The sequence below is a fragment of the Microbacterium petrolearium genome (assembly GCF_054782875.1).
The window spans coordinates 15281-41603 of record NZ_BAAGRQ010000004.1; the positions used below are offsets into that span (position 1 = coordinate 15281).

General features: G+C 73.9%; 23 protein-coding genes. 16 read left to right on the forward strand and 7 right to left on the reverse strand.

Features of this window, described 5'->3' with window-relative positions; translation table 11 throughout:
- Positions 1-4 precede the first annotated feature (4 nt).
- Both ccsB and ACYVJ0_RS04415 read left to right on the forward strand, forming a co-directional pair.
- On the forward strand, positions 5-1009 hold the full coding sequence (ccsB, locus tag ACYVJ0_RS04410; protein WP_460816254.1) for a c-type cytochrome biogenesis protein CcsB: 1005 nt from the start codon (positions 5-7) through the stop codon (positions 1007-1009).
- A gap of 49 nt (positions 1010-1058) precedes the next feature.
- The gene (locus tag ACYVJ0_RS04415; RefSeq protein ID WP_460816255.1) at positions 1059-2237 is read left to right on the forward strand and encodes an acyltransferase family protein; all 1179 of its coding nucleotides are present in this window, start codon (positions 1059-1061) and stop codon (positions 2235-2237) included.
- On the opposite strand, the gene ACYVJ0_RS04420 is transcribed toward ACYVJ0_RS04415, so the two are convergent.
- Complete coding sequence (locus tag ACYVJ0_RS04420; RefSeq protein WP_460816257.1) at positions 2182-3612, reverse strand: glycosyltransferase; 1431 nt, start codon at positions 3610-3612, stop codon at positions 2182-2184. The genes ACYVJ0_RS04415 and ACYVJ0_RS04420 overlap by 56 nt on opposite strands.
- A gap of 212 nt (positions 3613-3824) precedes the next feature.
- Here ACYVJ0_RS04420 and ACYVJ0_RS04425 point away from each other — a divergent pair, with 212 nt between their 5' ends.
- Positions 3825-5681: a BCCT family transporter gene (locus ACYVJ0_RS04425; protein ID WP_460816259.1), complete on the forward strand. Its 1857-nt coding sequence runs from the start codon at positions 3825-3827 to the stop codon at positions 5679-5681.
- 64 nt (positions 5682-5745) lie between these two features.
- Here the strand turns inward: ACYVJ0_RS04425 and trxA are convergent, their stop codons facing one another.
- The 3 genes from trxA to ACYVJ0_RS04440 form a co-directional block, all read right to left on the reverse strand.
- On the reverse strand, positions 5746-6120 hold the full coding sequence (gene trxA / locus ACYVJ0_RS04430; protein WP_460816261.1) for a thioredoxin: 375 nt from the start codon (positions 6118-6120) through the stop codon (positions 5746-5748).
- Between the two features lie 118 nt (positions 6121-6238).
- Complete coding sequence (locus ACYVJ0_RS04435; protein WP_460816263.1) at positions 6239-8386, reverse strand: YhgE/Pip family protein; 2148 nt, start codon at positions 8384-8386, stop codon at positions 6239-6241.
- The gene (locus tag ACYVJ0_RS04440) at positions 8383-11160 is read right to left on the reverse strand and encodes an MMPL family transporter (RefSeq protein WP_460816264.1); all 2778 of its coding nucleotides are present in this window, start codon (positions 11158-11160) and stop codon (positions 8383-8385) included. Before ACYVJ0_RS04440 ends, ACYVJ0_RS04435 begins: the two co-directional genes overlap by 4 nt.
- A 117-nt stretch (positions 11161-11277) precedes the next feature.
- Here ACYVJ0_RS04440 and ACYVJ0_RS04445 point away from each other — a divergent pair, with 117 nt between their 5' ends.
- A complete protein-coding gene (locus ACYVJ0_RS04445) occupies positions 11278-11907 on the forward strand; it encodes a TetR/AcrR family transcriptional regulator (RefSeq protein ID WP_460816266.1) in 630 nt (209 codons plus the stop codon).
- A gap of 171 nt (positions 11908-12078) precedes the next feature.
- Here the strand turns inward: ACYVJ0_RS04445 and ACYVJ0_RS04450 are convergent, their stop codons facing one another.
- On the reverse strand, positions 12079-13821 hold the full coding sequence (locus ACYVJ0_RS04450; RefSeq protein WP_460816267.1) for a TIGR03767 family metallophosphoesterase: 1743 nt from the start codon (positions 13819-13821) through the stop codon (positions 12079-12081).
- 225 nt (positions 13822-14046) lie between these two features.
- Positions 14047-15033: an o-succinylbenzoate synthase gene (locus ACYVJ0_RS04455; RefSeq protein ID WP_460816269.1), complete on the reverse strand. Its 987-nt coding sequence runs from the start codon at positions 15031-15033 to the stop codon at positions 14047-14049.
- Between the two features lie 205 nt (positions 15034-15238).
- On the opposite strand from ACYVJ0_RS04455, the gene ACYVJ0_RS04460 reads away from it, so the two are divergent.
- The 7 genes from ACYVJ0_RS04460 to ACYVJ0_RS04490 all read left to right on the forward strand — a co-directional run bounded on the left by ACYVJ0_RS04460 (position 15239) and on the right by ACYVJ0_RS04490 (position 21035).
- Complete coding sequence (locus ACYVJ0_RS04460) at positions 15239-15562, forward strand: PadR family transcriptional regulator (RefSeq protein WP_460816270.1); 324 nt, start codon at positions 15239-15241, stop codon at positions 15560-15562.
- Between the two features lie 29 nt (positions 15563-15591).
- Positions 15592-16560 (forward strand): permease prefix domain 1-containing protein, encoded by a 969-nt coding sequence (locus ACYVJ0_RS04465; protein ID WP_460816272.1) that lies wholly within the window; start codon positions 15592-15594, stop codon positions 16558-16560.
- A gap of 111 nt (positions 16561-16671) precedes the next feature.
- Entirely contained in the window at positions 16672-17469 is a 798-nt protein-coding gene (locus ACYVJ0_RS04470; protein ID WP_460816273.1) for an LLM class F420-dependent oxidoreductase, read from the forward strand.
- Positions 17469-17906 (forward strand): hypothetical protein, encoded by a 438-nt coding sequence (locus tag ACYVJ0_RS04475; RefSeq protein WP_460816275.1) that lies wholly within the window; start codon positions 17469-17471, stop codon positions 17904-17906. The genes ACYVJ0_RS04470 and ACYVJ0_RS04475 overlap by 1 nt, the downstream gene beginning before the upstream one ends.
- Before the next feature lie 40 nt (positions 17907-17946).
- Positions 17947-18858, forward strand: coding sequence for a 1,4-dihydroxy-2-naphthoyl-CoA synthase (locus ACYVJ0_RS04480; RefSeq protein WP_449854072.1), 912 nt, complete (start codon positions 17947-17949; stop codon positions 18856-18858).
- Between the two features lie 13 nt (positions 18859-18871).
- Positions 18872-20014 carry an AMP-binding protein gene (locus ACYVJ0_RS04485; protein ID WP_460816276.1) on the forward strand — a complete coding sequence of 381 codons (1143 nt, stop codon included), beginning with the start codon at positions 18872-18874 and terminating at the stop codon, positions 20012-20014.
- Between the two features lie 64 nt (positions 20015-20078).
- Positions 20079-21035 (forward strand): 1,4-dihydroxy-2-naphthoate polyprenyltransferase, encoded by a 957-nt coding sequence (locus ACYVJ0_RS04490; RefSeq protein ID WP_460816278.1) that lies wholly within the window; start codon positions 20079-20081, stop codon positions 21033-21035.
- A gap of 85 nt (positions 21036-21120) precedes the next feature.
- Here ACYVJ0_RS04490 and ACYVJ0_RS04495 read toward each other — a convergent pair whose 3' ends face one another.
- Complete coding sequence (locus ACYVJ0_RS04495; RefSeq protein WP_460816279.1) at positions 21121-21408, reverse strand: DUF4229 domain-containing protein; 288 nt, start codon at positions 21406-21408, stop codon at positions 21121-21123.
- A gap of 76 nt (positions 21409-21484) precedes the next feature.
- Here ACYVJ0_RS04495 and ACYVJ0_RS04500 point away from each other — a divergent pair, with 76 nt between their 5' ends.
- From ACYVJ0_RS04500 to ACYVJ0_RS04520, 5 genes are all read left to right on the forward strand, one after another.
- Positions 21485-21904: a PLD nuclease N-terminal domain-containing protein gene (locus ACYVJ0_RS04500; protein ID WP_460816281.1), complete on the forward strand. Its 420-nt coding sequence runs from the start codon at positions 21485-21487 to the stop codon at positions 21902-21904.
- Positions 21905-21917: 13 nt separating this feature from the next.
- On the forward strand, positions 21918-23702 hold the full coding sequence (gene menD / locus ACYVJ0_RS04505) for a 2-succinyl-5-enolpyruvyl-6-hydroxy-3-cyclohexene-1-carboxylic-acid synthase (protein ID WP_449854077.1): 1785 nt from the start codon (positions 21918-21920) through the stop codon (positions 23700-23702).
- Positions 23703-23795: 93 nt separating this feature from the next.
- A complete protein-coding gene (locus ACYVJ0_RS04510; protein ID WP_460816282.1) occupies positions 23796-24668 on the forward strand; it encodes a polyphosphate kinase 2 family protein in 873 nt (290 codons plus the stop codon).
- A 109-nt stretch (positions 24669-24777) separates the two neighbouring features.
- A complete protein-coding gene (locus ACYVJ0_RS04515) occupies positions 24778-25914 on the forward strand; it encodes a glycerate kinase (RefSeq protein WP_460816284.1) in 1137 nt (378 codons plus the stop codon).
- Positions 25915-25957: 43 nt separating this feature from the next.
- A complete protein-coding gene (locus ACYVJ0_RS04520; protein WP_460816285.1) occupies positions 25958-26308 on the forward strand; it encodes a hypothetical protein in 351 nt (116 codons plus the stop codon).
- Positions 26309-26323: the final 15 nt, after the last annotated feature.

Below are 26323 nucleotides of genomic sequence, written 5' to 3' on the forward strand. Positions count from 1 at the left end.
GCGCATGCCCGACGTCGCCCAGCTCGACACCTACTCCGTCATCCTGATCTGGACCGCGATCGCGATCTACGCCCTCGCCTTCATCGCCTACGCGGTGGACCTCGCGAAGCGCTCGCAGCAGTCGATCGAGGTGAAGGACGCCGAGCGCCGCCTCGTGACGGTCGGGGCCGCGACGTCCTCCGGTGGATCGACGGCCGCGCTCGCCGAGGACGAGCCGTCGGACGCCCCCGCAGGCGGCGCCAAGCGGGCCGTGTTCGGGCGCATCGGCACCGTGCTCACCGTGCTGGGCTTCGTCTTCCACCTGGGCGGCACCGTGCTGCGCGGCGTGGCCGCCGGGCGCGTGCCGTGGTCGAACATGTGGGAGTTCGCCATGACGGGCACGCTCCTCATCACGGCCGTGTACCTGGGCGTGCTGATCTTCCGCGACCTGCGCTTCCTCGGCACGTTCATGACGGGGCTCGTCACGGTGCTGCTGGGCGCCTCCTCGACGTTCTATGTCGAGATCGTGCCGCTGATGGATCCGCTCAAGTCGATCTGGCTCGTCATCCACGTCTTCGTCGCCTCGCTCGCGACCGCGTTCCTCGCGCTCGCCTTCGCGCTCAGCGTGCTGCAGCTGCTGCAGGCGCGCCGCGAGCGCAAGGCGCTCGAGTCGCCCGGGGCGGCGGGCCGGCGCTCGATGCTCCGCACGATCCCCTCCGCCGAGGCGCTCGAGGGGCTGGCGTACCGCTTCGCGATCGTCGGCTTCATCTTCTGGACCTTCACGCTCATCGCGGGCGCCATCTGGGCGCAGGACGCCTGGGGCCGCTACTGGGGCTTCGACGTGAAGGAGGTCTGGACCTTCATCATCTGGGTGCTCTACGCCGGCTACATCCACGCCCGCGCGACGCGCGGCTGGCGCGGCAGCCGCTCGGCGTGGCTGGCGATCGTCGGCTTCGCCGCCGTGCTGTTCAACTTCACGATCGTCAACACCTTCTTCGACGGGCTGCACGCCTACAGCGGACTGAGCTGACGCACGCGCCGCTCGGCTTCCGTCCGGGCGCCCTGCATAGTCTGGGCGGATGCCGGCATCCGCATCCCGCAGACTGCACGCGCTCGACGGCGTGCGCGGCGTGGCCGCCCTCGTCGTCGTGCTGTACCACGCGAGCCTCATCGCCAAGCCCTTCGCGGACGAGGGCACGGCGCGCCTGGTCTGGGAGACGGCGACCGAGACGCCCCTGAAGCTGGGGTTCGCGGGCACCGAGGCGGTGCAGGTGTTCTTCGTGCTCTCGGGGCTCGTCATCACGCTGCCCGCGCTGCGCGACGGATTCTCGTGGCCGGGCTATGCCGTCTCGCGGCTGCTGCGCCTGTACCTGCCGGTGTGGGCCGCGATCCTGCTCGCCGTGCTGCTCGTCGTCGCGTTCCCGCGCGACGAGGCGGCCGTCACCCCCGACGCGTGGATCGTCAACGCGAACATCGTCTTCCCCGATTGGGAGCTCGCGCTGCGCGAGGCCACGCTCACCCCCGCCTCGTACGACACCGTCAACGCGCTGTGGTCGTTGCGCTGGGAGCTGCTGTTCAGCATCCTCCTGCCCGCCTACGTCGCGCTGGCGGTGCTGCTGCGGCGCTGGGCGTGGCCCGCGGCGGCGGTGTGCGTCGCGGCGATGGTGGCGGGCCGCGTGCTCGATGAGCGGCCCTTCGACCTGGAAGCGCTCGTCTACCTGCCGACGTTCTTCGTCGGGTGCCTCATCGCCGTGCGGCTGCCCGACCTCACGCGGTGGGCACGCGAGCGGCGCCGCCCGGCGCTGTGGCTGGCCGCCGCCGTCGGATCGGCGCTGCTGCTGATCGCGTCGTGGTGGACGCGGCCGTTCGTGCCCGCCTCGAGCGCGCTCGGCGACGCGCTCTGGGGGCTCGCGGGGGCGGGCGCGGCGGGGCTGATCCTCGTCGCGATCGGCTCGCCGCTGGCGGCGCGCCTGCTCGAGACGCGGCCGGTGCGGTGGCTCGGCCAGGTGTCGTTCAGCCTTTACCTCGTGCACGCGCCGATCCTCGCGACGCTCGCCTTCGCATGGGGCGACGAGCGCTGGGGTCTCGTCGCGCTCGTCGGTGTGCCGCTCAGCCTCGTCGTGGCCTGGGCGTTCTTCCGCGTCGTGGAGCGGCCCGCGCATCGCGTGGCGCGGGCGGCCGGGGCGCGCGTGGCGGCGCTGTTCAGCCCGACTTCCGGCGACGGGCGCGGTGCATCGCCCGAGCCCACGCGCGCGTGATCTCCTCGTCCGAGTAGCGCCGCGCGGTCGCCATGGCCGCGCGCCGCATGCGGGCCCTGTCGCGCTCGGGCAGCCCTACGAGGCGCACGATCGCCGCCGCGAGGGCCTCCTCGTCGCCCGCGGGCACGAGGAAGCCGTTCTCGCCGTCGCGGATGATGTCGGCGGGCCCGTACGGCACGTCGTAGGCGATCGGCAGGCACCCCGCGGTCATGGCCTCCACGAGCACGAGCGGGAACCCCTCGGACGTCGAGGTGGAGAGCAGGAACGACGCCTCCTCCAGCATGGCCGCCGCGCCGGGCGCGTAGCCGCGCAGCCGCACGCGATCGTCGGCGAGCGACTCGAGCCTGGCGTGCTCCTCGCCCTCGCCCCACACGTCGAGCGTGACGTCCGCCCCCTGCCGCGCCGCGGCCTGGACGGCGCGGATCGCGTGGCCGACGCGCTTGCGACGGGTCAGGCTCGCGAGCACGACGCCCCGCCCCGGCGAGCGGCCTCGCGGAGGGGGAGCGGGCGGCAGATCCCGGCTGTTCGGGATCACCTCGAGCCCGGCGTGCGGCCCCAGCAGCGCCACGACGTCGTCGCGCTGGCGCGGCGTGAGCAGCACGACGGCGTCGAAGCCGTCCAGGTCCTCGAACACCCGCCGGCGCGATTCGCGCAGCCGCCCGAACGGCCGCTCCGTGCCCACCAGGTGCGACGCGTGCACGACGTGCATCGTGACCACGTGTCGCCGGCGGTACTCGATCGCCCAGCGGGCGGTCGTCTTGCTGTCGACGATGACGAACGATGGCCGGCGTGCCGTGACGGCGTCGAGCCAGGCGCGGTACAGGTCGGCGATCCGCCCCCACGAGCGCACCGGGGCGCCGCCCTCGTCGCACAGCACGACCGACTTGCCGCCCAGACGCCCGCGCGCCGCGGTGTCGCGCCGCTCGGACAGCAGCAGGCTGCCGTCGAGCCGGTAGTGGTCGGTCTGCAGGATCTCGCCGTCGGCGGCCCGGCGCACCCGGCTCAGCACGCGGCCGTCGCGCTCGCGCTCCTCGATGCGCTCCGCCGGATCCGGGCCGAGCTCCGCGAGCGGCGTGAACGCGTGCCGGCCGAGGCGCAGCGATCCGCCGGGCAGCGGGTGCGTGCGCAGCCAGTCCCACAGGTTCGCGAGCGAGACGCCCTCGGGGAGCCGGCCGTCGGCGCGCAGCCGCTCGGCGCGCGCCGGGTAGTCGGGGTCGGGATCGAGCGTGAGCACCGTGACGGGCGCGCCCGCGAGGCGGGCGAACGCCGCGCTGCGATGCAGCATCGCCGACGTCATCCCGCCCCACTCGTCTCCGACGGCCCAGGTCAGGGCGAACTGCCTTCCCGACGGCAGGCGGATGCGGCGGTGGAACATGTCCGGGAGCGTACGCCGACTCGCTGCCGATCGAGGGGCGTGTCGTCCGCCGAACGCGCAAATCCCCAGGCTCTCCCCAGTTTCCGCGCGCGGCCCGGAGCGCCGCCGGGCCGCGCAACTACACTGACCGAGGAGCTGACCGGGCCGCACCACACGGAACGGCGCCGCTCGATCGGCTCTGCTCGCCCGACCGGATGACGGAAGGAAGACCGTTGAGCACGCAGCCCGGCACGCCGGAGGATCCCGGCGCCGTCCCCACGCACATCGACCCGCTGAGCGGGGAGGAGCTCCCGCAGAACCCCGCGATCGAGCGCGTGCCCGAGCGCCACTACATCGCCGAGGAGGACTCCGACGAGGAGATCACCCGCAAGCTGCGGCGGCAGGGCGTGCGCATCGGCAAGGGGCTCGTCGCGCCGCGCGTGTTCTGGCCCGCGCTGATCGTGATCGTCGCGGTGGCCGTCCTCGCCATCGTGTTCCCCGTGCGCACGCGCGAGGTCTTCGACGCCGCCCAGGGGTGGATCGTCGCCGATCTCGGCTGGTACTACATGCTCGTCGTCGGCGGCTTCGTCGTCTTCGTGATCACGATCGCGCTCACGAAGCTCGGATCCATCACGCTCGGCCGCGAGGGCGACGAGCCCGAGTTCGGCCTGATGAGCTGGTTCACGATGCTCTTCAGTGCCGGCATGGGCATCGGCCTCATCTTCTACGGCGTGGGCGAGCCGCTCACGTACGCCACCGTGCAGCCCAAGCCGGGCTGGTCGGGAGACGAGTCCGAGCTCGCCGGCATGGCGATGGCGCAGACGTTCGTCCACTGGGGCCTGCACCCGTGGGCGGTGTACGCCGTGATCGGCCTCGCGCTCGCCTTCGCCATCCACCGCCGCGGCCGGCCCGTCTCGATCCGCTGGGCCCTCGAGCCGCTGTTCGGCGATCGCGTGAAGGGCTGGCTCGGCGACGTCATCGACATCGTGGCGATCTTCGGCACGGTGTTCGGCGTCGCCACGTCGCTCGGCCTGGGCGTGCAGCAGATCGCCGCGGGCATGCAGGCGATCGGCATCGTCTCGGCCGCCGACACGACCCTGCTCGTCGTGCTCATCGTCGCGATCACGCTGCTCGCCATGATCTCGGTCATCTCGGGCCTGGGCGCCGGCATCAAGTGGCTCTCGAACCTCAACATCAGCCTCGCCGGCGTGCTGCTCGTGTCGATGCTCGTGCTGGGGCCGACCCTGTTCCTTGCGCGCAACCTCGTGCAGTCCCTCGGCGTATACCTCGCCAACGTGCTCGAGATGACGGTCGACGTCGGCGCGTACCAGGGCGCCGAGGCGCAGGAGTGGCTCTCGAGCTGGACGATCTTCTACTGGGGATGGTGGATCGCGTGGGCGCCGTTCGTCGGCGTCTTCATCGCGCGCATCTCGCGCGGCCGCACGGTGCGCCAGTTCGTCGCGGGCGTGCTGCTCGTGCCGACGATCGTGGGCATGATCTGGTTCTCCGTGCTGGGCGGGAACGGCCTGTACCGCCAGTTCTTCGGCGCGGGCGACCTCGTCGTCGACGGCGAGGTCTCGGCGGAGGGCTCGCTGTTCCAGGTGCTCGGCGGCCTGCCGCTGGGGTCGGTCCTGTCGGTCCTGACGATCGTGATCGTCGCGCTGTTCTTCATCACGTCGTCCGACTCCGGCTCGCTCGTCGTCGACATGCTCGCCTCGGGCGGGCACCCGAACCCGCCGGTCTGGTCGCGCGTGCTGTGGGCGGTGCTCGAGGGCGCCCTCGCGATCGCGCTGCTGCTGGCCGGCGGGCTGCAGACGCTGCAGACCGGATCGCTCATCACGGCGCTGCCGTTCAGCGTGATCCTCATCCTCATGGCCATCTCGATCGTCAAGGCGCTGACCTACGAGTACAAGACGATGCAGTACGCCGAGAGCACGGCGCGCCTCGAGCGCGTGACCGAGCACATCACCGGAGAGATCGCCGGCAGCATCGGGTCGTCGCCCGTGCTCGACGAGTACGTGGACGACCGCATCGACTACCGGCTCAAGCGCACGACGGGCCTGCGCCGGCCGTCTCCGCCTCGAGGCTGACGGCATGAAGAAGGGGCCGCTCCGCTGCGCGTGGAGCGGCCCCTTCGGGTCGCGGATGGCCGGATCAGCCCTCGGCGGCGGCCTGCTTCTCGGCCACCTGGCGGCGGACGTCGTCCATGTCGAGCCCGCGCACGGCGGCGATGAGCTGGTTCAGGCTCTGCTCGGGAAGCGCGCCCGGCTGCGCGAACACGCCGATGCCGTCGCGGAAGGCCATGAGGGTCGGGATCGACGTGATCTGGAAGGCCGCCGCGAGCTCCTTCTGATCCTCGGTGTCGACCTTGCCGAACGTGATGTCGGCGTTCTCCTCCGATGCCTTCTCGAACACCGGCGCGAACTGCGTGCACGGGCCGCACCAGTCGGCCCAGAAGTCGAGCAGGACGATGCCATCCTGCGCGATCGTGTCGTTCAGGTTGTCCTTCGTGATCTCGGTGGTAGCCATCCACCGAGCCTAGGAGCCTCACGAGCGCCGTGGGCCGTCACGCCGGAATGCTCAGGGGATTGTGCAGTGCGGGCCGAGGTCGGGCGGGAGGGCCCGGGCCTCGGTCCGCGTGCGCGCGTCAGGCGAAGGCGGGTTCGAGGAGCGCCTTCGTCGAGACCGAGCGGCGGCGCGCCACCGCGAGGGTCGAGACGGCGAACGACAGCACCGCCCAGATGAGCAGGCCGGCGATCGCCGCGCCGCCCGCGCCCGTGTCGGCCATGACGGCGAGGAAGGCGTCGAACGCCGGCGTGGTGGGCAGGAACGCCTTCAGCCCCAGCAGCTCGGACGGGATCGTCGACACGATGCTCACGGCGATGGCCACGGCCCCGACGATGGCGGCGATCCAGCGGCCCGCGCCGCCGAACACCGCCACGAGGGCCTGGTGCACGGCCGCGAACGCCACGCCGGCGAGCACCGACACCCCCAGCAGCCCCCAGAAGGTGCCGATCTCGTAGCCGCCGGCCAGCTGCAGGATGCCGGCGACGAGCGCCCCCTGCAGGGCGCCGATGACGGCGGCGGGCAGCAGCGCGCCGCCCGCGAGCAGCACCGACGCGCGGCGCGAGGTGAGGGCGCGCGCGCTGACGGCGCGCAGGGCGAGGAACGTGGCCAGCCCGCCGAACCACAGCACGGCGGTGGCCAGCAGCGGGATCGCGGACGCGCCGAAGAGCGAGTCCCCCGTGCCCGAGGTGCCCACCGGGTTCGCGACGACCGAGGCCAGGTCCTGCGCCTCGCGGTCGTCGTACGACGGCACGGCGTCGACGGCCTGCTCGAGGCCGCCCGCGAGCTCGCTCGCGCCGCCGGCCAGCTCGCCGATCCCGTCGCCGAGGTCGCCCGCGCCGGTGGCGAGCTGCGAGACGCCGTCGTGCAGCTGCGGCACACCGGCTGCCGCCTGCTCGGCGCCTGAGGTGAGCTGGTCGAGACCCGAGCCCAGCTCGCTCGCACCCGCCGCGAGCTGGTCGGCGCCGTCCGCGCTCTGCGCGGCGCCCGCGGCGAGGCCGGAGGTGCCGGTGGCGAGGGTCTGGGCGCCGGCGGCGAGATGCGGAGTGCCGCCGGCGACCTGCGCGAGGCCGTCGGAGACCCGCTGGGCGCCGGGCGCGACCTGGTCAGCAGCGGCCGAAGCGAGCCCGGAGATCCCCGCGACAAGGCCAGGATCAGCCTCCGTTCCCGCCACCGCCTGGAGCTGCTGGCAGAACTCCTCGTTGGCGCCGGAAAGCGAGCAGGACTGCGCGAGTCCCCCGAGTGCGGACGCTGCCGGCTGAAGCTCCGTCAGCCCGTTCTTGAGCCCGTTCACACCCTGCGCGACCCCCGCCGCGCCGGCCGCGAGCCCCGGGTTCGCCGCGCTGCCGTCGCCGTTGAGCCCGACGTTGACCGCGCTGATCCCATCCGCCAGCTGCTGCGCCCCGCCGGCGAGCTGCTGCGCGCCGTCCGCGATGCCCGTGCCGGTGCCGTCGCCGCGCAGGCCCTGCGCGAGCGCGGCGGCCCCGCCGGCGAGCTGGTGCGCACCGTCGGCCGAGGCGCCGGCGCCCGTGGCCAGCTGCGAGACGCCGTCGCCGAGCTGACCCACGCCGTCCGCGGCCTGCGTGGCGCCGTCGGCCAGCTGATCCGCGCCCATGCGGGCCTCGCCCGCGCCGCCCGCGAGCTGGCGCGCGCCGTCGGCGGCGTCGCCCAGCTGGTCGCCCATCGTCGTGAAGCCGATGAGCAGGTTCGACAGCGTGGCCTCCGAGAGCATGTCGCCCATCGTCGACGCGGCCACGTCGGCCACCTGCGCCGTGATCGCCTCGTCCACGACGAGCGCGTCGGGCGCGGTCGTGACCTCGATCGTCGCCTGCTCGGCGGCCTCCTGCGTGCCGGAGAGCGCCTGGCCCGACGACGTCGCGGCCGCCGAGAACTCCTCCGGGATGGTCACGACGGCCTGGTACGTGCCGTCGCGCAGGCCCTCGCTCGCGTCGTCCTCGTTCGACAGCACCCAGTCGAGGTTGCTGTCGAGGTCATCCGATCCGTCCACGAGCCCGGCGGCCAGCTGGCGGCCGAGGGGCGTGTACTGCCCGTCGATCGTGACCGGATCGTCGAGGTTGACGATGGCGGCCGACATGTTCTCGAGTCGCTCCGTGGGGTTGTACAGCGCGGCGACGAGCACGCCGCCGATCACGGCGGGCAGCAGCAGCACGCCCAGCACGGTGAGCCAGGTGACGGGCTTGCGCGAGCGCGCGGGTTCCAGGACGGTCATGCGTTCACCTCGAGGGTCGAGTCGTTCACGGCGACGCGGTGGACGGTGGCCCACCCGGCGTCGGAGAGCAGGGATCGCGCGACGGCCGCGTCGGCGCACGTCGCGACGACCGTGAGCGGGCGGTCGGGATCGGCCACGTAGGCCGCGTCGCGCAGCGCGGCGGCGACCTGGTCGCGCTCGGCGGCCGAGAGCCGCTCGACGCCGTCGAGCACGACGGCGGCGGGGCGGCCCTGCAGCGCGTGGCGCGCGGCGGCGACCGGGTCGTCGCCGGAGGCGAGCAGCCCGAGGCCCACGTGCGTGCGCACCCAGGCGGCGCGGGCGGGCAGCAGGTGCCCGGCCACGCGCAGCAGCCCGTCGGACGGCGCGACGCGGCCCGCGATCGCGAGGGCGACGGCGCGCGAGGCGCGCGGATCGGCCGAGCTCAGCACGATGGCCTCGCCGGGCTCGGCGCGCAGGTCCACGCCCGAGGCGAGCACGACCTCGCCGGCGGCGACCTCCAGCCCCTCGGCGGCCACGACGGCGGTCGAGCCGGGCTCGGGCCAGTCGGCCAGGGCGCGCTCGCGCTCCACGGCCTCGCCCTCGATGTCGAAGTGCGGCAGGATCCGCTCCAGCCACGCCGGCATCCACCACGCGTGGCGGCGCAGCAGCGCCATGACGGCGGGCACGAGGGTCATGCGGATGAGGAACGCGTCGACCGCGATGCCCACGGCCAGCGCGAGCGCGATCGGCTTGATGTTGCTGTCGCCCTCGGGCACGAACGCCGCGAACACGGCGAACATGATCACCGCCGCCGCCGTGACGACGCGGGCCGACGCCGTGTAGCCGGTGCGCACGGCCTCGAGCGCGGTCTCGTTCGCCGCCTCGCGCGCGTCGGCGCGGGCCACGCGGCCCAGCAGCCCGCGGCGCTTCGCGGCGTGCACGTAGTCCTCGCGCATGCGCGAGACGAGGAAGACCTCGTAGTCCATGGCGAGGCCGAACAGCACGCCCATGACGACGATGGGCATGAACGCGATGACGGGACCGGTCTTCGAGACGTGCAGCAGGTCGGCGCCCCAGCCCCACTCGAACACCATCGTCACGACGCCGAACGCGGCGAGGATCGACAGCAGGTAGCCGAGCGCGGCCTTCAGCGGCACCCAGATCGAGCGGAACACGATCATGAGCAGGATGAACGACAGCCCGACGACGAAGACGCCGAACGGCAGCAGGGCGCCGGCGAGCTGGTCGGAGATGTCGATCGACACGGCCGTGAAGCCCGTGACCTTCAGGTCGATGTCGTACTCGTCCAGCCACTCGTCGTGGTGCGCCCGCAGCTCGCGCACGAGGTCCGCCGTCGCGGGGTCGGACGGGCCGGTCTCGGGGATGATCTGCACGATGCCCGTGTCGATCGTCTCGTTCGGCGTGGCGAGCGCGACCTCGGCGACGCCGTCGATCCGCTCCACCTCCTCGCCGAGGTCCTCCATGAGGGCCAGCGGATCGTCGGAGGTGACGATCGTGCCGGTGAGGATGAGCGGGCCGTTGAATCCCTCGCCGAAGTGCTCGCCCGTGAGGTCGTAGGCCTGGCGGGCCTCGCTCTCCTCCGGCAGCACGCCCGCGTTCGGCAGCGCGAGCTGCAGCTGCGCGGCCGGCAGGGCGACGATGCCCAGGCCGAGCACGACCGCGACGGTCGTGACGACCGGGTGGCGCGTGACGGCCTCGACCCAGCGGCGCGAGAACCCGACGCGCGGTCCGCCCTTGCGGGGGCGGGGCGGGCGGCCGGCGGCGCGGGCGCCGACGAAGCCGAGGAACGCGGGGGTGAGCGTGATGGCGATCGCCACCGCGATCGCCACGGCGACGGCGGCCGCGATGCCCATGGTCGTGAGGAACGGGATGCCCGCGAAGCCGAGGCCGATGAGCGCGATGAGCACGGTGACGCCGGCGAAGACGACGGCCGATCCCGCCGTGCCGGTCGCGCGCGCCGCCGATTCCTCGAGCGGCACGCCCTCGCGCACCTGATCCTGATGCCGCGCCCCGATGAACAGCGAGTAGTCGATGCCCACCGCCAGGCCGAGCATGAGCGCGAGCATGGGCGTCGTGGCGCTGACGGTGGCGAAGCCGGTCGCGGCGACGATGCCGAGCATCGAGACGCCCACGCCCAGCAGCGCGACGCCCAGGGGCACGCCCGCCATCGCGATCGCGCGGAACGCGACGATGAGCACGATGAGGGCGACGATCACGCCGAAGGCCTCGGTGATCGTGACGGTGGGCAGCTCCGTGGCGTACAGCTCGCCGCCGAGCGCGACCGTCGCGCCGTCGGGCAGTTCGTCGCGCAGGCCGTGGAACGCCTCCTCGATCGCCTCGCTGACCGACTCGTCGAGCGTCGTGGCCTGGCCGTCGAGCTGGACCTGGACGATCGCCGCCGCGCCGTCGTCCGAGATCGTGCCGTCCACCGACTCGTCGTAGGGCGAGGTGACGGCCGCGACGTCGTCGATCCTCTCGATCTGCGCAACGAGGTCCTCGATCGGCTCGCGGTAGGCCTCGTCCTCGATCTCGTCGCCGTCGGCGGCGACGACGACGCCCTGCGCGGACGTGCCGGCGACCTGCGGGAACGTGCGGCTCAGCTGCTCCAGGCCCTCCTGCGACTCGGTGCCGGGGATGGAGAAGGAGTTGTCGAAGCCCTTGTTCAGCCCCAGCGCGCCCGCGCCGACGACGAGCAGCAGCAGGATCCACGACACGAGCACGCGCCAGGGGTGGCGGAACGACCATCGGCCGAGCGAGTAGAGCAGAGTGGACACAGACGCCTCCGGGGAGCGGGGAGCGGGGATTCGATACAACGCTGTATCCGATACGTATGTGTATCGTAGTGCGCGCCCTCGGACGCGTGTCTGAACATCACCCGCGAAAGGACGACCGTGACCACGGAGCCTCAGCAGCCGGCGGCCCGGAGCCGCGAGAACACGCGGGCGCGCCTGCTCGACGCCGCGGCGCAGGTGTTCGCCGAGGTGGGGCTCGGCGCCGCATCGGTCGAGACCATCTGCGAGCGCGCGGGCTTCACGCGCGGCGCGTTCTACTCGAACTTCGAGAGCAAGGACGAGCTCTTCCTCGAGCTGGCCGCGCACGTCGCCGGCCGGCAGATCGCCCAGGTGCGACACCGCGTGGCCGAGCTCGAGACCGATCCGTCGTTCCTCGACGGCGACGACTTCGCGTCGCTCACGCGCGTGCTCGACTCGCTCGTGCAGGACCGGATCGGGCTCATGCTGCACGCGGAGATCCGCATCCGCGGCATGCGCGACGAGGCGTTCGGCGCCGCGCTCGTGGAGCAGGAGGCCCGCCTGCTGGGCGAGATCGCGGCGATCATCGAGGACGTCGTGCGCGTGCGCCGGCTGAGGCTGCGTCTCGAGGCGCCGGCCGCGGCGCGCCTGCTCATGGCGATGTGGGACTCGGCGGCGACCCGCGCGGTGCTCGCGGGCCTGCCCGACCGCGAGCGCGAGCAGGAGTGCGTGGCCGAGGTCGCCCGCATCGCCCAGCTGATGCTGGGTTGAACTCTTCTTTTCGAGTCTGCGCCGGCGCTTCGCGCCGCGGGGCGGCCGCACGCTCGCGCTTCGCGCTCGCACAGTGATCGGCTGCTATGGAGGGGTGTGCGAATCGGTGACACTCATCGGTTGCTGAACGGAGCGGCCGGAGGCCGCGGAGATGAAGCGACCTGCGCAAGCTCAGCGGCGCGGATCCACCAGGAGGAGTTCGGCGTTGCGGTCGTGCGGCTCGCCGATCGCGGTGGCGCGGGCGTTGAGGTCGTTGAACGCCAGCTCGCGGTAGATCGAGGCGAGCCCCGCGGGGGTGAAGTCGTCGTACTCCACGCGGGCCGGCGCATCCGACTCGATGAGCGTCGTGAACAGCGACAGCGTGCCGTCGCGGTTGTCGGCGAGCTCGATCACCCGGGCCAGCTGCGGCGCGTCGACGTGGGAGGCCGTGTTGATCTCCCAGAACCCGCGCTCGGGCGACGGGCCCGGGTGCGGCGTGATCGCGTTGCGGTGGCTGTGCCCGTTGATCCAGGCGATGACGTTGGGGTAGCGGTGCAGCAGGTCGAGCACCTGCGGCCCGAGCAGGCGCGGCTCGTCCGGGCGGCGCGGGTCGGGCGTCGGGTTGTCCATGGCGTGCGAGGGGTGGTGGCTGAACACGACGAACAGCTCATCGCTCGTGGCCTGGCGCTCCTCGCCGCCCAGCGGCGTCCAGTACCGGGACGATCCGGCGCGCAGCGTGCGCTCGAGCCAGGCGAACTGGTGCGCGCCGAGCGAGCCGCGGCCCCGGCCGCCCATCGTCGTCGTGTCGAGCGAGATGCCCGTGACGCCCTCGGCGATCGGGAACGTGTAGAAGAGGTCGCGGCCGTCGCGGTTCGCATCCGTGAATCCGTGCCCGATCGGGCCGGCGCCCTCGTAGCGCGGATCGAAGTGGGCCGCCACGAACTCCGCGGGCGTGAACGGGCGGCGCCGCTCGTCGGGGGTGATCTCGCGCAGCGTGCCGGTGCCGAACAGCTCGCGCGCCGTGACGCCGCGGGGATCGCGGAACGAGTCGGCGATCCGCTGCCGTGCCGCCCGATCCCTGCCGGTCACCTTCGTCGCCGCCGTGTAGTACTCGGCCACGGCGGGGGCGTCGGCCAGCGATCCCTGCACGGAGTCGTCGTGGTTGCCGAACGTGCAGTACCAGGGCAGGCTGAGGCCGGGCGAGGTCAGGGGCGCGCCGGCGGCGGTGAGCAGACCGGGGATCTCGGGGAAGCCCTTCGCGGTCCACGCCGAGCGATCCAGCGCGCGGTCGGGGTGCCAGTAGAACGGGTCGCCGCCGTCCTGCACGCCCTCGTACCGATCCGGATCGCCCGTGCGCTGCGCGGCCGTGCCGCCCGAGAGTGCCGTGAGGAACCACTCGAGCTCGGCGAGCTCGTGGTTGTCGGTGTTGTCGCCCGTCGTCACGACGAACGCGAGATCGCCGCCCGTGTAGGGTCCGCGCCGCAGCGCGTTGATGCGGCGCACCAGCGCGGCCGATCCGGCGAGGCCCAGTGCCTCCTGCGGGCGGTGCATCGAGGGGATGAGGTCGTGGATGTCCTCGATCCGCGCGGGGGACTCGGCGTCGATGAGGTGCAGATCGGTCACCTGCACGAACGACACGAGTCCCTCGCGCCGGTCGTCGCGATCCGGGCTGCCCGCGGTCAGCTCCTCGCGCACGACCGTCGGCCATCCGCCGGCCGCGACGAGCCGGGCGTAGCGGTGCGGATCGGCGTGCTCGGGAGCGCTCACCGACTCGACGGTCGTGCCGCGCGTCGACAGGGCGGGGCCCGCGGTGAGCGGCTGCGGACGCGGGGCGCCCGCGGGGGTGGCGCTCGCCGCGCCGACGGCCATGCCGGTGAGCCCGGCCAGGCCGCCCACGCCCGCCGCCAGCAGGATCCCGCGCCGCGTGAACCGCATGGGCCCAGGCTCCCCAGCGCGGGAGACGCCCGGTGAAGCGGTGGGCGAACACCCGGTGAAGCCCGGGTGACGATCGGGCGAGCCCGCGGGGTTGCGGTGGTCGCTTCATCTCCGCGCCTGCGGCGCTGCGTTCAGCAACCGGCTCGGTTGCACCCCTCGGTTGCTGACCCTTCGGCAGGCTCAGGGACCGAGCTGAAGCGACCTCAGCAACTCCTGCGGATCGACCTATCCGCCAGTGAGGAGCGCGTGGCAGCGGGTGATGCGCTCGCGCCACCAGGCCTCGCGGTCCGGCGCCGCGGCGTGCGCGGCGAGCAGGCCGGCGTCGGGCGCGACGCGCGCCGCGGGGATCGCGCCCTCATCCGCCGCCAGGCGCGGCTCGGCGACGTCGGCCGCGAGCAGCGCGGCGGTGCCGAGGCCGCAGTCGAACGCGAGGTCGGGCAGGGCCGCGGCGAGGGCGGCGCCCTGGGCGAGGCCGACGCTCGTGTCGAGCGCCGAAGAGACGACCGCCGGCAGCCCGGCGGCCGCGACGATCTCGAGCGCGCGGCGCACGCCGCCGAGCGGCTGGGCCTTGACGACGAGGATGTCGGCGGCGCCGGCGCGGGCCACGGCGAGCGGATCATCCGCCTTGCGCACCGATTCGTCGGCCGCGATCGGAATGTCCCAGTCACGCAGCCGCTGACGGATCTCCGCGAGCTCCTCGACCGTGGCGCACGGCTGCTCGATGTACTCCAGGTCGAACTCCGCCAGGGCGTGCGCGGCGTGCTCGGCCTCGTCCACGTTCCAGCCGCCGTTCGCGTCGACGCGCACCCGCCCCTCCGGTCCCATCGCCGCGCGGACGGCGCGCACGCGCGCGATGTCGTCGGCGAGGGTCTGGCCGCGCTCGGCGACCTTGACCTTGGCGGTGCGGCAGCCGTCGAAGCGGGCCAGGATCTCGGGCACCCGCTCGGCGGCGACGGCCGGCACGGTGGCGTTGACCGGGATCGCGTCGCGCCGCGGTGCGGGCTGGGGGAGCCAGGCGAAGTCCAGCGCGGCCGCGAGCCAGGCGGCGGCCTCGGCGTCGTCGTACTCCAGGAACGGCGAGAACTCGGCCCATCCCTCCGGGCCTTCGAGCAGCGCGGCCTCCCGGTGATCCACCCCTCGGAAGCGCGTGGCCATCGGCAGCGCCACCACGCGCGTCCGCGCGAGCACCTCGTCCAGCTCCGGCAGATCCATGCCCCCATCCTGCCCCTCGCCATGCACAACGAAGGAAGACCGGCGGCGCCCGTCCGCGCGTACCGGCGTGTCGCGCCGGCCGGGCCGTCATCTTCCTTCGTTGTGCAGCGGGGCGGGGGTCTGGCCGCGGAGGGGGGATCCCCGGGCGCGAGTACATCATGCGTGGGTGTTGCAATAGTGTGTGACGCACAGTAATGTTGCGGACATGGATGAGGGATTCGAGACACATCGACAGGAGCTGCGGCGCGGCACCGTCGTGCTGGCCTGCCTGCGCCTGCTGCGCGAGCCCGGTTACGGGTACGGCCTGCTCGAGGACCTCGCCGCGCGCGGCTTCGACACCGACGCGAACACGCTGTACCCGCTGCTGCGCCGCCTGCAGAAGCAGGGCTACCTCACGAGCGAGTGGAACACCGACGAGGCCCGGCCGCGCAAGTTCTACCGCACCTCCGAGGCGGGCGACCGCCTCGCCGACGCACTGACGACCGACTGGCGTGAGCTGGCACAGGCCTTCGACACGCTCGCCGACTGACCGAGAGACTGACCGAGGGAGGGATGGGGATGGACGCCATCACCAAGGACGACTACACCAACCGCTACGTCGAGGCCGCGACGCGGTCGCTGCCCCCCGACCAGCGCGACGACTACGCGGCCGAGCTGCGGGCGTCGATCCAGGACCAGATCGACGACCGCATCGAGGCGGGGCAGGCGCCGGCCGATGCCGAGCGCGAGGTGCTCGTCGAGCTCGGCGATCCCGCCACGCTCGCGGCGGGCTACGCCGGCCGATCGCTGCAGCTCATCGGACCGCGGTACTACTCCGACTGGAAGCGCCTGCTCGTGCTGCTGCTGTGGACGGTCATGCCGGTCGCCGCCTTCGCGGGGACGATCGGGCCGCTGCTGCGCGGGGAGGACGTGGGCGACCTGATCGCGGGGGCGATCGTGACCGCTCTCACCGCCGGCCTGCACGTGTGCTTCTGGGTCACGCTGGCGTTCGCGCTCGTCGAGCGGTTCGGCGAGCCGGGGCGCAGCCTCGGCGCGTGGACGCCCGACCGCCTGCCGCTCACGTCGGAGCGGCGCACCAAGTTCAGCGAGGTGGTGCTCGCGTTCGTCGCCGTCGCGGTGTTCGCGGTCGTCATCGCCTGGGACCAGCTCATCGGCTTCGTCATCCTGCGCGAGACCGGCGGCGAGCCGCTGCCGTTCCTCGACCCCGCGCTGTGGCCGTGGGGCTTCGGCATCGTGCTGGCGAGCACGCTCGCGACCGCGGTGCTCACGCTCCTGGCCTACCGCCGGGGCGAGTGGGCGACCTGGATGGGCGTCGCCGCCGCGATCCTCGCGCTCGGGGTCACGGCCGCGGCCGTGGTGCTCTCGGTGACGGGCCGGCTGCTGAACCCCGAGTGGTTCGCGCTCGTGTTCCGCTCCGCCGAGCCGGGCACGGTGCAGGTGATCCAGGCAGCCCTCGGCGTCGGGATCGCGGTGCTCGGCCTCTGGTCGGCGTGGGACTCGTTCCGCCGCACCCGCTCGCTGCGCTGACCCGGCCGGCCCAGCGGAGGACACCGGCGCCTCTGGGGGACGCGATCATCCGATCCGTCCACCGGAGGCGCCGTTCTCCGTCCCGGTGCGGGGTGGGCCTACCCTGATCCCATGCCTCTTCTCGACACCCCCGTGCGCCTCGGCGTGCAGCTCGCGCCCCAGCACCAGCCCTCGTACGCGACGATCCGCGACGCCGTGCGCCGCTTCGAGGACATGGGCGTGGACATCCTCTTCAACTGGGATCACTTCTTCCCGCTCTCCGGCGATCCGGACGGCACGCACTTCGAGTCGTGGACCGAGCTGGCCGCCTGGGCCGAGCTGACCGAGCGGGTGGAGTTCGGGGCCCTGGTGAACTGCAACTCGTACCGCAACCCCGATCTGCAGGCCGACATGGCCCGCACGATCGACCACATCTCGGCGAAGGACGGCGTGGGCCGGTTCATCTTCGGCACGGGGTCGGGCTGGTTCCAGCGCGACTACGACGAGTACGGCTACGAGTTCGGCACGGTCGGCTCGCGCCTCGACGACCTCGCCGCCGCGCTGCCGCGCATCGAGGCGCGGTGGGCCAAGCTGAACCCCGCCCCCACGCGCCGGATCCCCGTGCTGATCGGCGGCAAGGGCGAGCAGAAGACGCTGCGGCTCGTGGCGCGCCACGCCGACATCTGGCACAGCTTCGTGGGCCCCGAGGAGCTGCCGCACAAGCTCGACGTGCTGCAGACCTGGGGCGAGAAGGAGGGGCGCGACGTCTCGCGCATCGTCGTCTCGAGCGAGCTCGGGCACCGCGACGAGGCGCACGCCGACGCGCTGTACGCCGCCGGCGCGCGCCTGTTCACGCTCGGCATCGCGGGCGACGACATCGACGTCGACCGCGTGCAGCGCTGGCTCGACTGGCGGGACGGCAAGAACTGATGCGCGCGGGGGTCGCCGCGGCCCTCGCGGTCGGGCTGCTCGCCCTCGCAGGCTGCGCGACGCCGCAGGGCGCGGGCGCCGACCGCACGGGCGAGGTCGGCGAGGTGCTGCCGCGCGACGTGCCGAGCGGCTGGACCGGCCCGATGCCCGACGGGCAGAGCGCGGGCCCGCTGGTCGGCTGGATCGACGACGAGCAGTTCGGCGTCATCACGATCGGATCGGGCAGCTGCTACCCGGAGGCGACGGAGATCGAGGCGACCGGCGACGCGTCGGCGCGCATCGCGTTCGACATGCCGCCCGAGGACGCGATCTGCACGGCCGACTTCTCGCCGACGACGCACGCGTTCACGCTGCCGCCCGCCGTGACGGAGTTCCCCGTGTCGCTCGAGCTCGAGTTCGGCGACGACGTGGTCGACGCGGAGCTGCCCGCTCGCTGACCCGGGGGGGCGTGAGGGCGCCCCGGCGTAGGCTGGGAGCGTGACCGACACCTTCGTCTCCGAGCTGTTCGATCCGGACGCGTGGGACGCGGCCCCCGGCGCCGACGCCTACCGCGACATCACGGCGCACGTGTCGAAGGACGGCCGCATCGCCCGCATCGCGTTCGACCGGCCCGAGGTGCGCAACGCGTTCCGGCCGGGCACCGTCGACGAGCTGTACCGGGCGCTCGAGACCGCCCGCACCGACCCGCGGATCGGCGTCGTGCTGCTCACGGGCAACGGCCCCAGCCCGAAGGACGGCGGCTGGGCGTTCTGCTCGGGCGGCGACCAGCGCATCCGCGGGCGCGACGGCTACAAGTACTCCGACGACGACACGGCCGTGACCGATCCGGCCCGCGCCGGTCGCCTGCACATCCTCGAGGTGCAGCGGCTCATCCGGTTCATGCCCAAGGTCGTCATCTGCGTCGTGCCGGGCTGGGCCGCCGGGGGCGGGCACTCGCTGCACGCCGTGTGCGACCTCACGATCGCCTCGGCCGAGCACGGCCGGTTCAAGCAGACCGACGCGGACGTCGGATCGTTCGACGCCGGGTACGGATCGGCGTACTACGCGAAGCAGATCGGCCAGAAGCTCGCCCGCGAGGTGTTCTTCCTGGCCGAGGAGTACTCGGCGCAGCGCGCCTACGAGATGGGCGCCGTCAACCGCGTCGTCCCGCACGCCGAGCTCGAGCGCGAGGCGATCGCCATGGCGCGCACGATCCTCGGCAAGTCGCCCACCGCGATCCGCATGCTGAAGTACGCCTTCAACGCCGCCGACGACGGGATGGTCGGGCTGCAGCTGTTCGCCGGCGAGACGACGCGCCTCGCCTACGGCACCGACGAGGCCGTCGAGGGCCGCGACGCCTTCCTCGAGAAGCGCGACCCCGACTGGTCGGCCTTCCCCTACCACTACTGATGCCGGACGCGGCATGAAGCTCGAACGGCTGGACACCGACGACCCGCGCGATGTGCTGCGGGCGCTGCGCGGTGCCGTGCTGGGCGCCGGGCCCGCGATCGCGCTCGGACCGGCCGCCGGGCTGCCGCAGGAGGTGCCCGCCGGAACGGCCGTGGTCCTCACGACCTCCGGATCGACGGGGGTGCCGAAGTCCGTCGCGCTGTCGCGCTCCGCGCTCACCTCGTCCGCCCTCGCCACCGCCGCGCGCATCGGCGAGGGCCACTGGCTGCTGCCGCTCAGCGGCGGCTACATCGCCGGCGTGCAGGTGATGGTGCGCGCGCTCGTCGCGGGGCGCGATCCGGCGATCCTGGCGGGCCGCTTCTCGGCGCGCGCCTTCGCCCATGCCGCCTCCGGCATGCACTCGACGGAGCGCGGCGCGGCGGTGCCGACCTACACCTCGCTCGTGCCCGCGCAGCTGCAGACCCTCGTCGACGCCGCGGACGATCCGGATGTGCTGCGGGCGCTGCGCTCGTTCGAGACGATCCTCGTGGGCGGTCAGGCCCTGCCGCCGGCGCTGCGCGAGCGCGCTGCGGAGCGCGGGGCGCGGATCGTGCGCACGTACGGCTCGACCGAGACGAGCGGCGGGTGCGTCTACGACGGCGTGCCGCTCGACGGCGTGCGTGTCGCGGCGGTGGACGGCGAGCTGCGGATCGCGGGACCGACCCTCGCCGACGGCTATGTCGGCGAGCCCGAGCGGACCGCCGCGGCGTTCGCGTCGGACGGCGACGGCACGCGCTGGTACCGCACGGGCGACGCGGGATCCGTCGAGGACGGCGTCGTCCGGGTGACGGGCCGGATCGACAACGTCATCGTGTCGGGCGGCGTGAACGTCTCGCTCGACCGCGTGGAGCGCGTCGTCCACGCGGTGCCGGGCCTGGAGGGCGCCGTCGTGGTCGGCGGCCCGCACGAGCGCTGGGGCGAGACGCCCGTGCTCGTGCTCGAGGGGGGCGGTGCGCCGGAGCTGCTCGCGCAGGCGCGCGCGGCCGCGGAGCGCGAGCTCGGCGCGCCCGCCCGCCCGGACCGGATCGTCGCTCTCCCCGAGATCCCGCGGCTGGCCAGCGGCAAGCCCGATCGCCGCGCGATCACCCGGGCGGTGGCGCGCCGGTCGCAGGGCTGACACCGTCACGCGCGCGTCGTCTCGTGCAAGGGAGCGCGGCCCGCGCGCCGTAGAATCTCCCCTCGTGGCGAAGAGCAAGAGCGCGAGAGGTGTCAGCGGCAACCCGGCGAAGCGGGGGAGCGTCGTCGCGCCGCCGCCCAAGCCCGTCACGCTCGGCGACTGGGTCGGCGCGGCCCGGCTGCGCACGCTGCCGCTCGGCATCGCGCCCGTCGTCGTCGGCACGGGGGCGGCGATCCTCGCGGACCCCGAGCACCTGTTCCACTGGGTCATCGCGCTCGCGTGCCTCGTCGTGGCGGTGGCGCTGCAGATCGGCGTGAACTTCGCCAACGACTACAGCGACGGCGTGCGCGGCACCGACGACCACCGGGTCGGTCCCACCCGGCTCACCGCGAGCCGCCGGGCGAAGCCGCGCACGGTGCTCACCGTGGCGCTCGTCTTCTTCGCGATCGCCGCGCTCGCGGGCCTGGCGATCGTCATCCGCACGCAGCAGTGGTGGCTGATCGCCGTCGGTGCCGCCTGCATCGTCGCGGCGTGGTTCTACACGGGCGGCAAGCGCCCCTACGGCTACAACGCGCTCGGCGAGGTGTTCGTCTTCGTGTTCTTCGGGCTCGTCGCGACGCTCGGCACCACGTGGGTGCAGGCGCTGCGCCTGCCGCAGGAGGCGTGGGTGGGCGCCGTCGCCGTCGGGTTCCTCGCGTGCGCCGTGCTGCTGGCCAACAACCTGCGCGACATCGATCAGGACCGCGCCGCCGGCAAGCGCACCCTCACGGTGCTGATCGGCCGCCGCGCCACGCAGATCCTGTACACGGTGCTCGTGCTGCTCGCGCTCGGCATCGCGGCGTGGCTCGCGCTGTTCTACCCGATCGCGTGGCTGACGTTCTTCGTCGTGCTCATGCTGGGCCCCGCGATCCTCATCGTCTGGACCAACCGCACGCCGCGCGAGCTCGTCACGGCGCTGGGCCTGACGTCGTTCGGCACGCTCGTCTACGCGGTCTTCCTCTGCTGGGCGCTCGTCGGCTGACCGCCCGGAACCCGCGAGACAGCATCCCTGCGCCGAGACAGCGTGCGCACGCCACTGTCTCGGCGTGCAGATGCTGTCTCGCGGATCAGTCCTCGCGCTGGTCGCGGATCGCGGCCTCGTTCGCGGCGTCCTCGAGGGCGTCCTCCTCGGCGCGCGCGCTCGGCGCGCCCTTCGCGGCGCGGGCCTCGTAGATGCCCGTCGAGACATCGGCGAGCGGCTTCCGCAGCAGCAGGATCGACAGGCTCAGCCCGATGATCGCCGCGAAGATCGCCGCCAGCCACCACAGCTCCTGGAACACCGGCAGCAGCATCATCAGGCCGAACGGCACGAGGAAGAAGGCCAGGCGCAGCACGGCGTAGAGGACGAATCTCACGGCGCCAGCCTACGTGCGGCTCGCTGAGCGTCCGCTTCCCGGCATTCCCCCGGTGCGGGCCGATTAGGCTGGATGAATGGCCCGCCTCATCGTCATCCTCGTGGTCGCGGCGGTCGTCTTCACCGTCTTCAGCGTGATCGACTGCGCCGTGCAGCCGGCGACCCGGCACCGCGGCGTGTCGAAGGGGTGGTGGATCGTCATCACGTGCGTGCCCGTCGTCGGCGGCCTGCTGTGGTTCCTCATCGGCCGCGGCCGGGGTCTCGACGCGCGCCGCGCCCGCGGACCCGTCGCCCCGGATGACGATCCCGCCTTCCTCGGCAGCCTCGGATCCGCCGCCGACCAGGACGAGCGCATCCGCCGCCTCGAGGAGGAGCTCGCCAAGCTCGACGACGAGGACGATGCCGAGGACGGCGCGGGCGACGAGCCGAAGCAGGCGGGGCCCGACGACACCCCGGGCGACGACGGCGTCGGCGGCAGCCGCGGCGCCATCGGATGAGCGGCGCGGCGGCATGAGCGGCGACGCGTCGCGCTCCGCCGCGACCGACGCGGCCTGCGCCCTGCTGGACGAGCTCGTCCGGCGCGGGCTGCGGCACGTGGTCGTCAGCCCCGGCTCGCGCTCGCAGGCCCTCGCGCTGGCCGCCGCCGAGCTGGAGCGGCAGGGGCGCATCCGCCTGCACGTGCGCATCGACGAGCGCGTCGCCGGCTTCCTCGCGCTCGGCATCGCGCGCGAGACGGGCATGCCCGCCGCCGTGATCTGCACCTCGGGCACCGCCGTAGCCAACCTGCTGCCCGCCGCGCTCGAGGCGCACCACTCCGGCGTGCCGCTGCTGCTGCTCACGGCCGACCGCCCGCCCGAGCTGCGTGGCATCGGCGCGAACCAGACGACGACGCAGCCGGGCATCTTCGGGTCGGCGGTGGGGCTGTCGACGGACGTGCCCGTGCCGCGGGGCGATGCCGGCGAGGAGGCGAGGTTCCGCCGGATCGCGCACGCCGCTCTCGACGCCGCCGCGGGGCGCGTCGAGTACCCTTCCTCGGCCGCGCACCCGCCGCGCCGCGCGCCGCGACCCGGGCGCCACATCCCGGGGCCGGCGCACCTGAATCTGCCGTTCCGCGAGCCCCTCGCGGGGGAGCTGCCTGCCTGGTTCACGGATCCCGGATCGTCGCGCGCGGACCGGGTGACGGATCCCGCGGTGGGCGCCGAGGAGGCGCCGCTGCCGGGCCGGCCCCGCGTGATCCACGACACCCTCACGCTGCCGCGCGGCCCCCGCACCGTGGTGGTGGCCGGCGCCGACGCGGGGCCGGAGGCCGAGGAGCTCGCGCACCGGGGCGGCTGGCCGCTCATCGCGGAGGTCGTCAGCGGCGCGCGCTTCGGCCGCCACCTCGTGCACGGCTATCGCGAGGCGCTGCGCAATGCGGCGCTCGGCAGCGCGATCGAGCGCGTGGCGGTGCTCGGCCACCCCACGCTCGCGCGCGAGACGGCGGCGCTGCTGAGCCGCGAGGACGTGGAGGTGATCGCCGCGCGCTCGGGCGGCGAGGCGCTCGACCTCAACGGGCGCACGGTCGAGGCGGGGCGGCTCGAGGTCGGGCCCGGCGAGACCGACCGCGCGTGGCTCGGCGCGTGGATGCGGCACGCGCGCGACCACCGCGTCGACCTCTCCGCCGAGGCGCCGGATCTGGAGGGGCTGCGCTCCACCGATCCGCGCGAGCGCCTGAGCGCCGTGGACGCCGAGCTGCGCGCCGTGCGCCGGCCCCTCGACCGCGCGCTGCTCGTCGACGCCGTGTGGGCCGCGACGTGGCCGCACGACCGGCTCGTGTTCGGATCGTCGCGCCTCGTGCGCGTGGCCGACGAGATCCTGCCAGGCAAGCGGATCCGCGTGCACGCGAACCGCGGGCTGGCGGGGATCGACGGCACGGTCGCGACGGGCATCGGCGTCGCGCTGGCGGCGCAGGACGCGGGCGCGACGGGCGTGACCCGCGTGCTGCTGGGCGACCTCGCGCTGCTGCACGACGCCGGCGCGCTGCTGCGGGCCCCGGGCGAGGAGAGCCCGCGCCTCCAGGTGATCGTCGGCAACGACGGCGGCGGCACGATCTTCGACGGCCTCGAGGTGGCCCGCGCAGCCGGCGCCGAGGCGATGACGCGCGTGCAGTACACGCCGCACGACGCCGACCTCGCCGCGCTCGCCGCCGCGTACGGCTGGGAGCACACGCGCGTCACGACGCGCGCCGCGCTCGATCAGGCGCTGCTCGCGCCCCTGACGGCGCCGCGCCTCATCGAGGTGCCGCTGGAGCGCTGACCGGCGGCCGCCGCGATCCGGTCCGCCGCCCGATCCGCCCGCCCATCCGTCCCGCCCTCGATCCGTCCCCGCCGATCGGGCAGGATGGCCCCCATGGTCGCGAAGAGCCAGGCGAAGTGGACGACGGACGCGCGCGAGGCGCTGCGGGCGGGAGGAGGGTTCTCGCTCGCGGCGGTCGATCCGCGCTCGACGCCGGGGTACGAGGGCGACAAGGTCGACGGGATCGCGGATCTCGCGGCGGGCCTGGAGCAGCTGAGCGAGTACCAGGAGCGGCTGTACGCCGCCAGCCGCGGCGGCACCTCGCGCGACGCGGTGCTGCTCGTGCTGCAGGCGATGGACTCCGCGGGCAAGGGCGGCATCGTGCGCCACGTGATGGGCGGCGTGGATCCGCAGGGCATCGAGCTGGCGGCGTTCAAGGCGCCCACCGCGCAGGAGCGCGCGCACGACTTCCTGTGGCGCGTGGAGCGGCGCGTGCCGGCGCCGGGCATGATCGGCGTCTTCGACCGCTCGCACTACGAGGACGTGCTCATCGGCCGGGTGCGCGAGCTCGCGCCGCCCGCGGAGATCGAGCGGCGCTACGACGCCATCGTCGACTTCGAGCGGCGGCTCGCGGCGACGGGCACGCGGGTGGTCAAGGTGATGCTGCACCTGTCGTACGAGGAGCAGGGCGAGCGGCTCATGAAGCGCCTCGAGCGCCGCGACAAGCACTGGAAGTACAGCCCCGGCGACGTCGACGAGCGCGTGCTGTGGCCGCGCTACCAGGAGGCCTACGAGACCGCGATCGCACGCACGTCCACCGACGAGGCGCCCTGGTACGTCGTGCCCGCCGATCGCAAGTGGTACGCGCGCCTGGCGGTGCAGGAGCTGCTGCTCGAGACCCTGGAGGACATCGACCCGCGCTGGCCCGCCGCGACGTTCGACGTCGCCGCGGAGAAGGCGCGGCTGCGCGCGACGTTCCGGGCCTGATCCGGATCGCCGGGCGTTCGGGGTCCCGCGGCCGGATCCGCCGGGGCGACCGGGCGGTGTCGCATCCGCCGGTGCGGGGCGGCCGTCGCGCGCACGAGAGAATGAGGGCATGACCGATTCCCCTCGCGTGGTGTTCGCCCCCGACAGCTTCAAGGGATCCCTCGCGGCGGCAGGCGTCGCCCGCGCGCTCGCCGAAGGGTGGCCGGGCGCCGAGGCCGTGGCGCGGCCGATGGCCGACGGCGGCGAGGGCACGCTCGACGCGTTCGCGACGGCGGTGCCCGGCTCGCGCCGCACGCCCGTGCGCGTGACGGGACCGCTGGGCTTCGGCATCGACGCGGCGTGGCTGTGGCTGCCGCCCACCGACGACGCGCCGCAGGGCACGGGCGTCGTGGAGCTGGCCTCGACTTCGGGCATCGAGCTGCTGGGCGACGCGCGCCGGCCATGGGACGCCTCGACCCTCGGCTTCGGCCAGGCGATCGCGGCGGCGCTGGATCACGGCGTCTCTCGCCTCGTGCTCGGCATCGGCTCGAGCGCCTCGACTGACGGCGGGGCCGGGCTGCTCACGGCGCTGGGCGCGCGCTTCACGAACGACTTCGGCGCGTCGATCGCGCCGGGCGCCGCGGGGCTCGAGGAGGTCGCGGCGGCCGACCTCACGCGCCTGCGGCCCCTGCCCGAGGGCGGCGTGCAGGTGCTGAGCGACGTGACCAACCCGCTGCTCGGCCCCGCGGGCGCCGCGGCCGTGTTCGGCCCGCAGAAGGGCGTGGACGACGTGACGCGGGCCGAGGCCGCGCTCGCGCGCTTCGCCGACGTGCTGGGCCGCACCGCCGGCGAGTCGCTGCCGGTGACGGCCGCGCGCCACGCCGATCCCGCCGCGCCGGGTGCCGGGGCGGCCGGCGGCGCGGGATACGGGCTGCTCGCCTGGGGCGCGGAGCTCGTGCCCGGGGCGGTGCGGATCGCGGAGCTCACCGGGCTGCGCGAGGCGATCGCGGGCGCGGATCTCGTGGTGACGGGCGAGGGATCGTTCGACGGGCAGTCGGCGGCCGGCAAGGCGCCCGCGCACGTCGCGGAGCTCGCGCGGGCGGCGGGCGTGCCCGTGGCGCTCGTGGCGGGCCGGATCGCGCCGGACGCCGACGTCTCGGCCTTCGTCCGCGCCGTCTCGCTCACCGAGCTCGCCGGATCGGGCGAGGCCGCGATCGCCGATCCGGAGCGCTGGCTGCGCGAGGCGGGCGCCGCGCTGGCGCGCTGATCGGCCCGAGACGGACGTCGGCCCGCCGGGGTACCGTGGCGGCATGACGACGGAGTCGACGTTCGCACCGGAGTACCTCGCGGCCGCCCGCGAGTGGTTCGAGGAGGTGCTGCAGGCCGCGCGCGCCGTGCACGCGATCGGGGAGCGCGGGGCGGCCGAGGGGATCCTGCTCGCGCTGGATCGCTGGCTCCTCGCGCGGGACGTCTCGTCGGGCCCCTCGGCGGAGCTGGCGATGGTCGTGCAGGCGATCCTCGACGACGACGTGATGCGCCCCTTCGGCCCCTACGACCCCGCGACCTCCGTGCTCGGCAACCCGGTGGGGGCGCACATCACCCTCACCTTCGACGACGCGGCGGCCCTGGGTCGCGCCGTCTTCGCCCAGCTCGACCCCTGACGACGCCTTGCACTG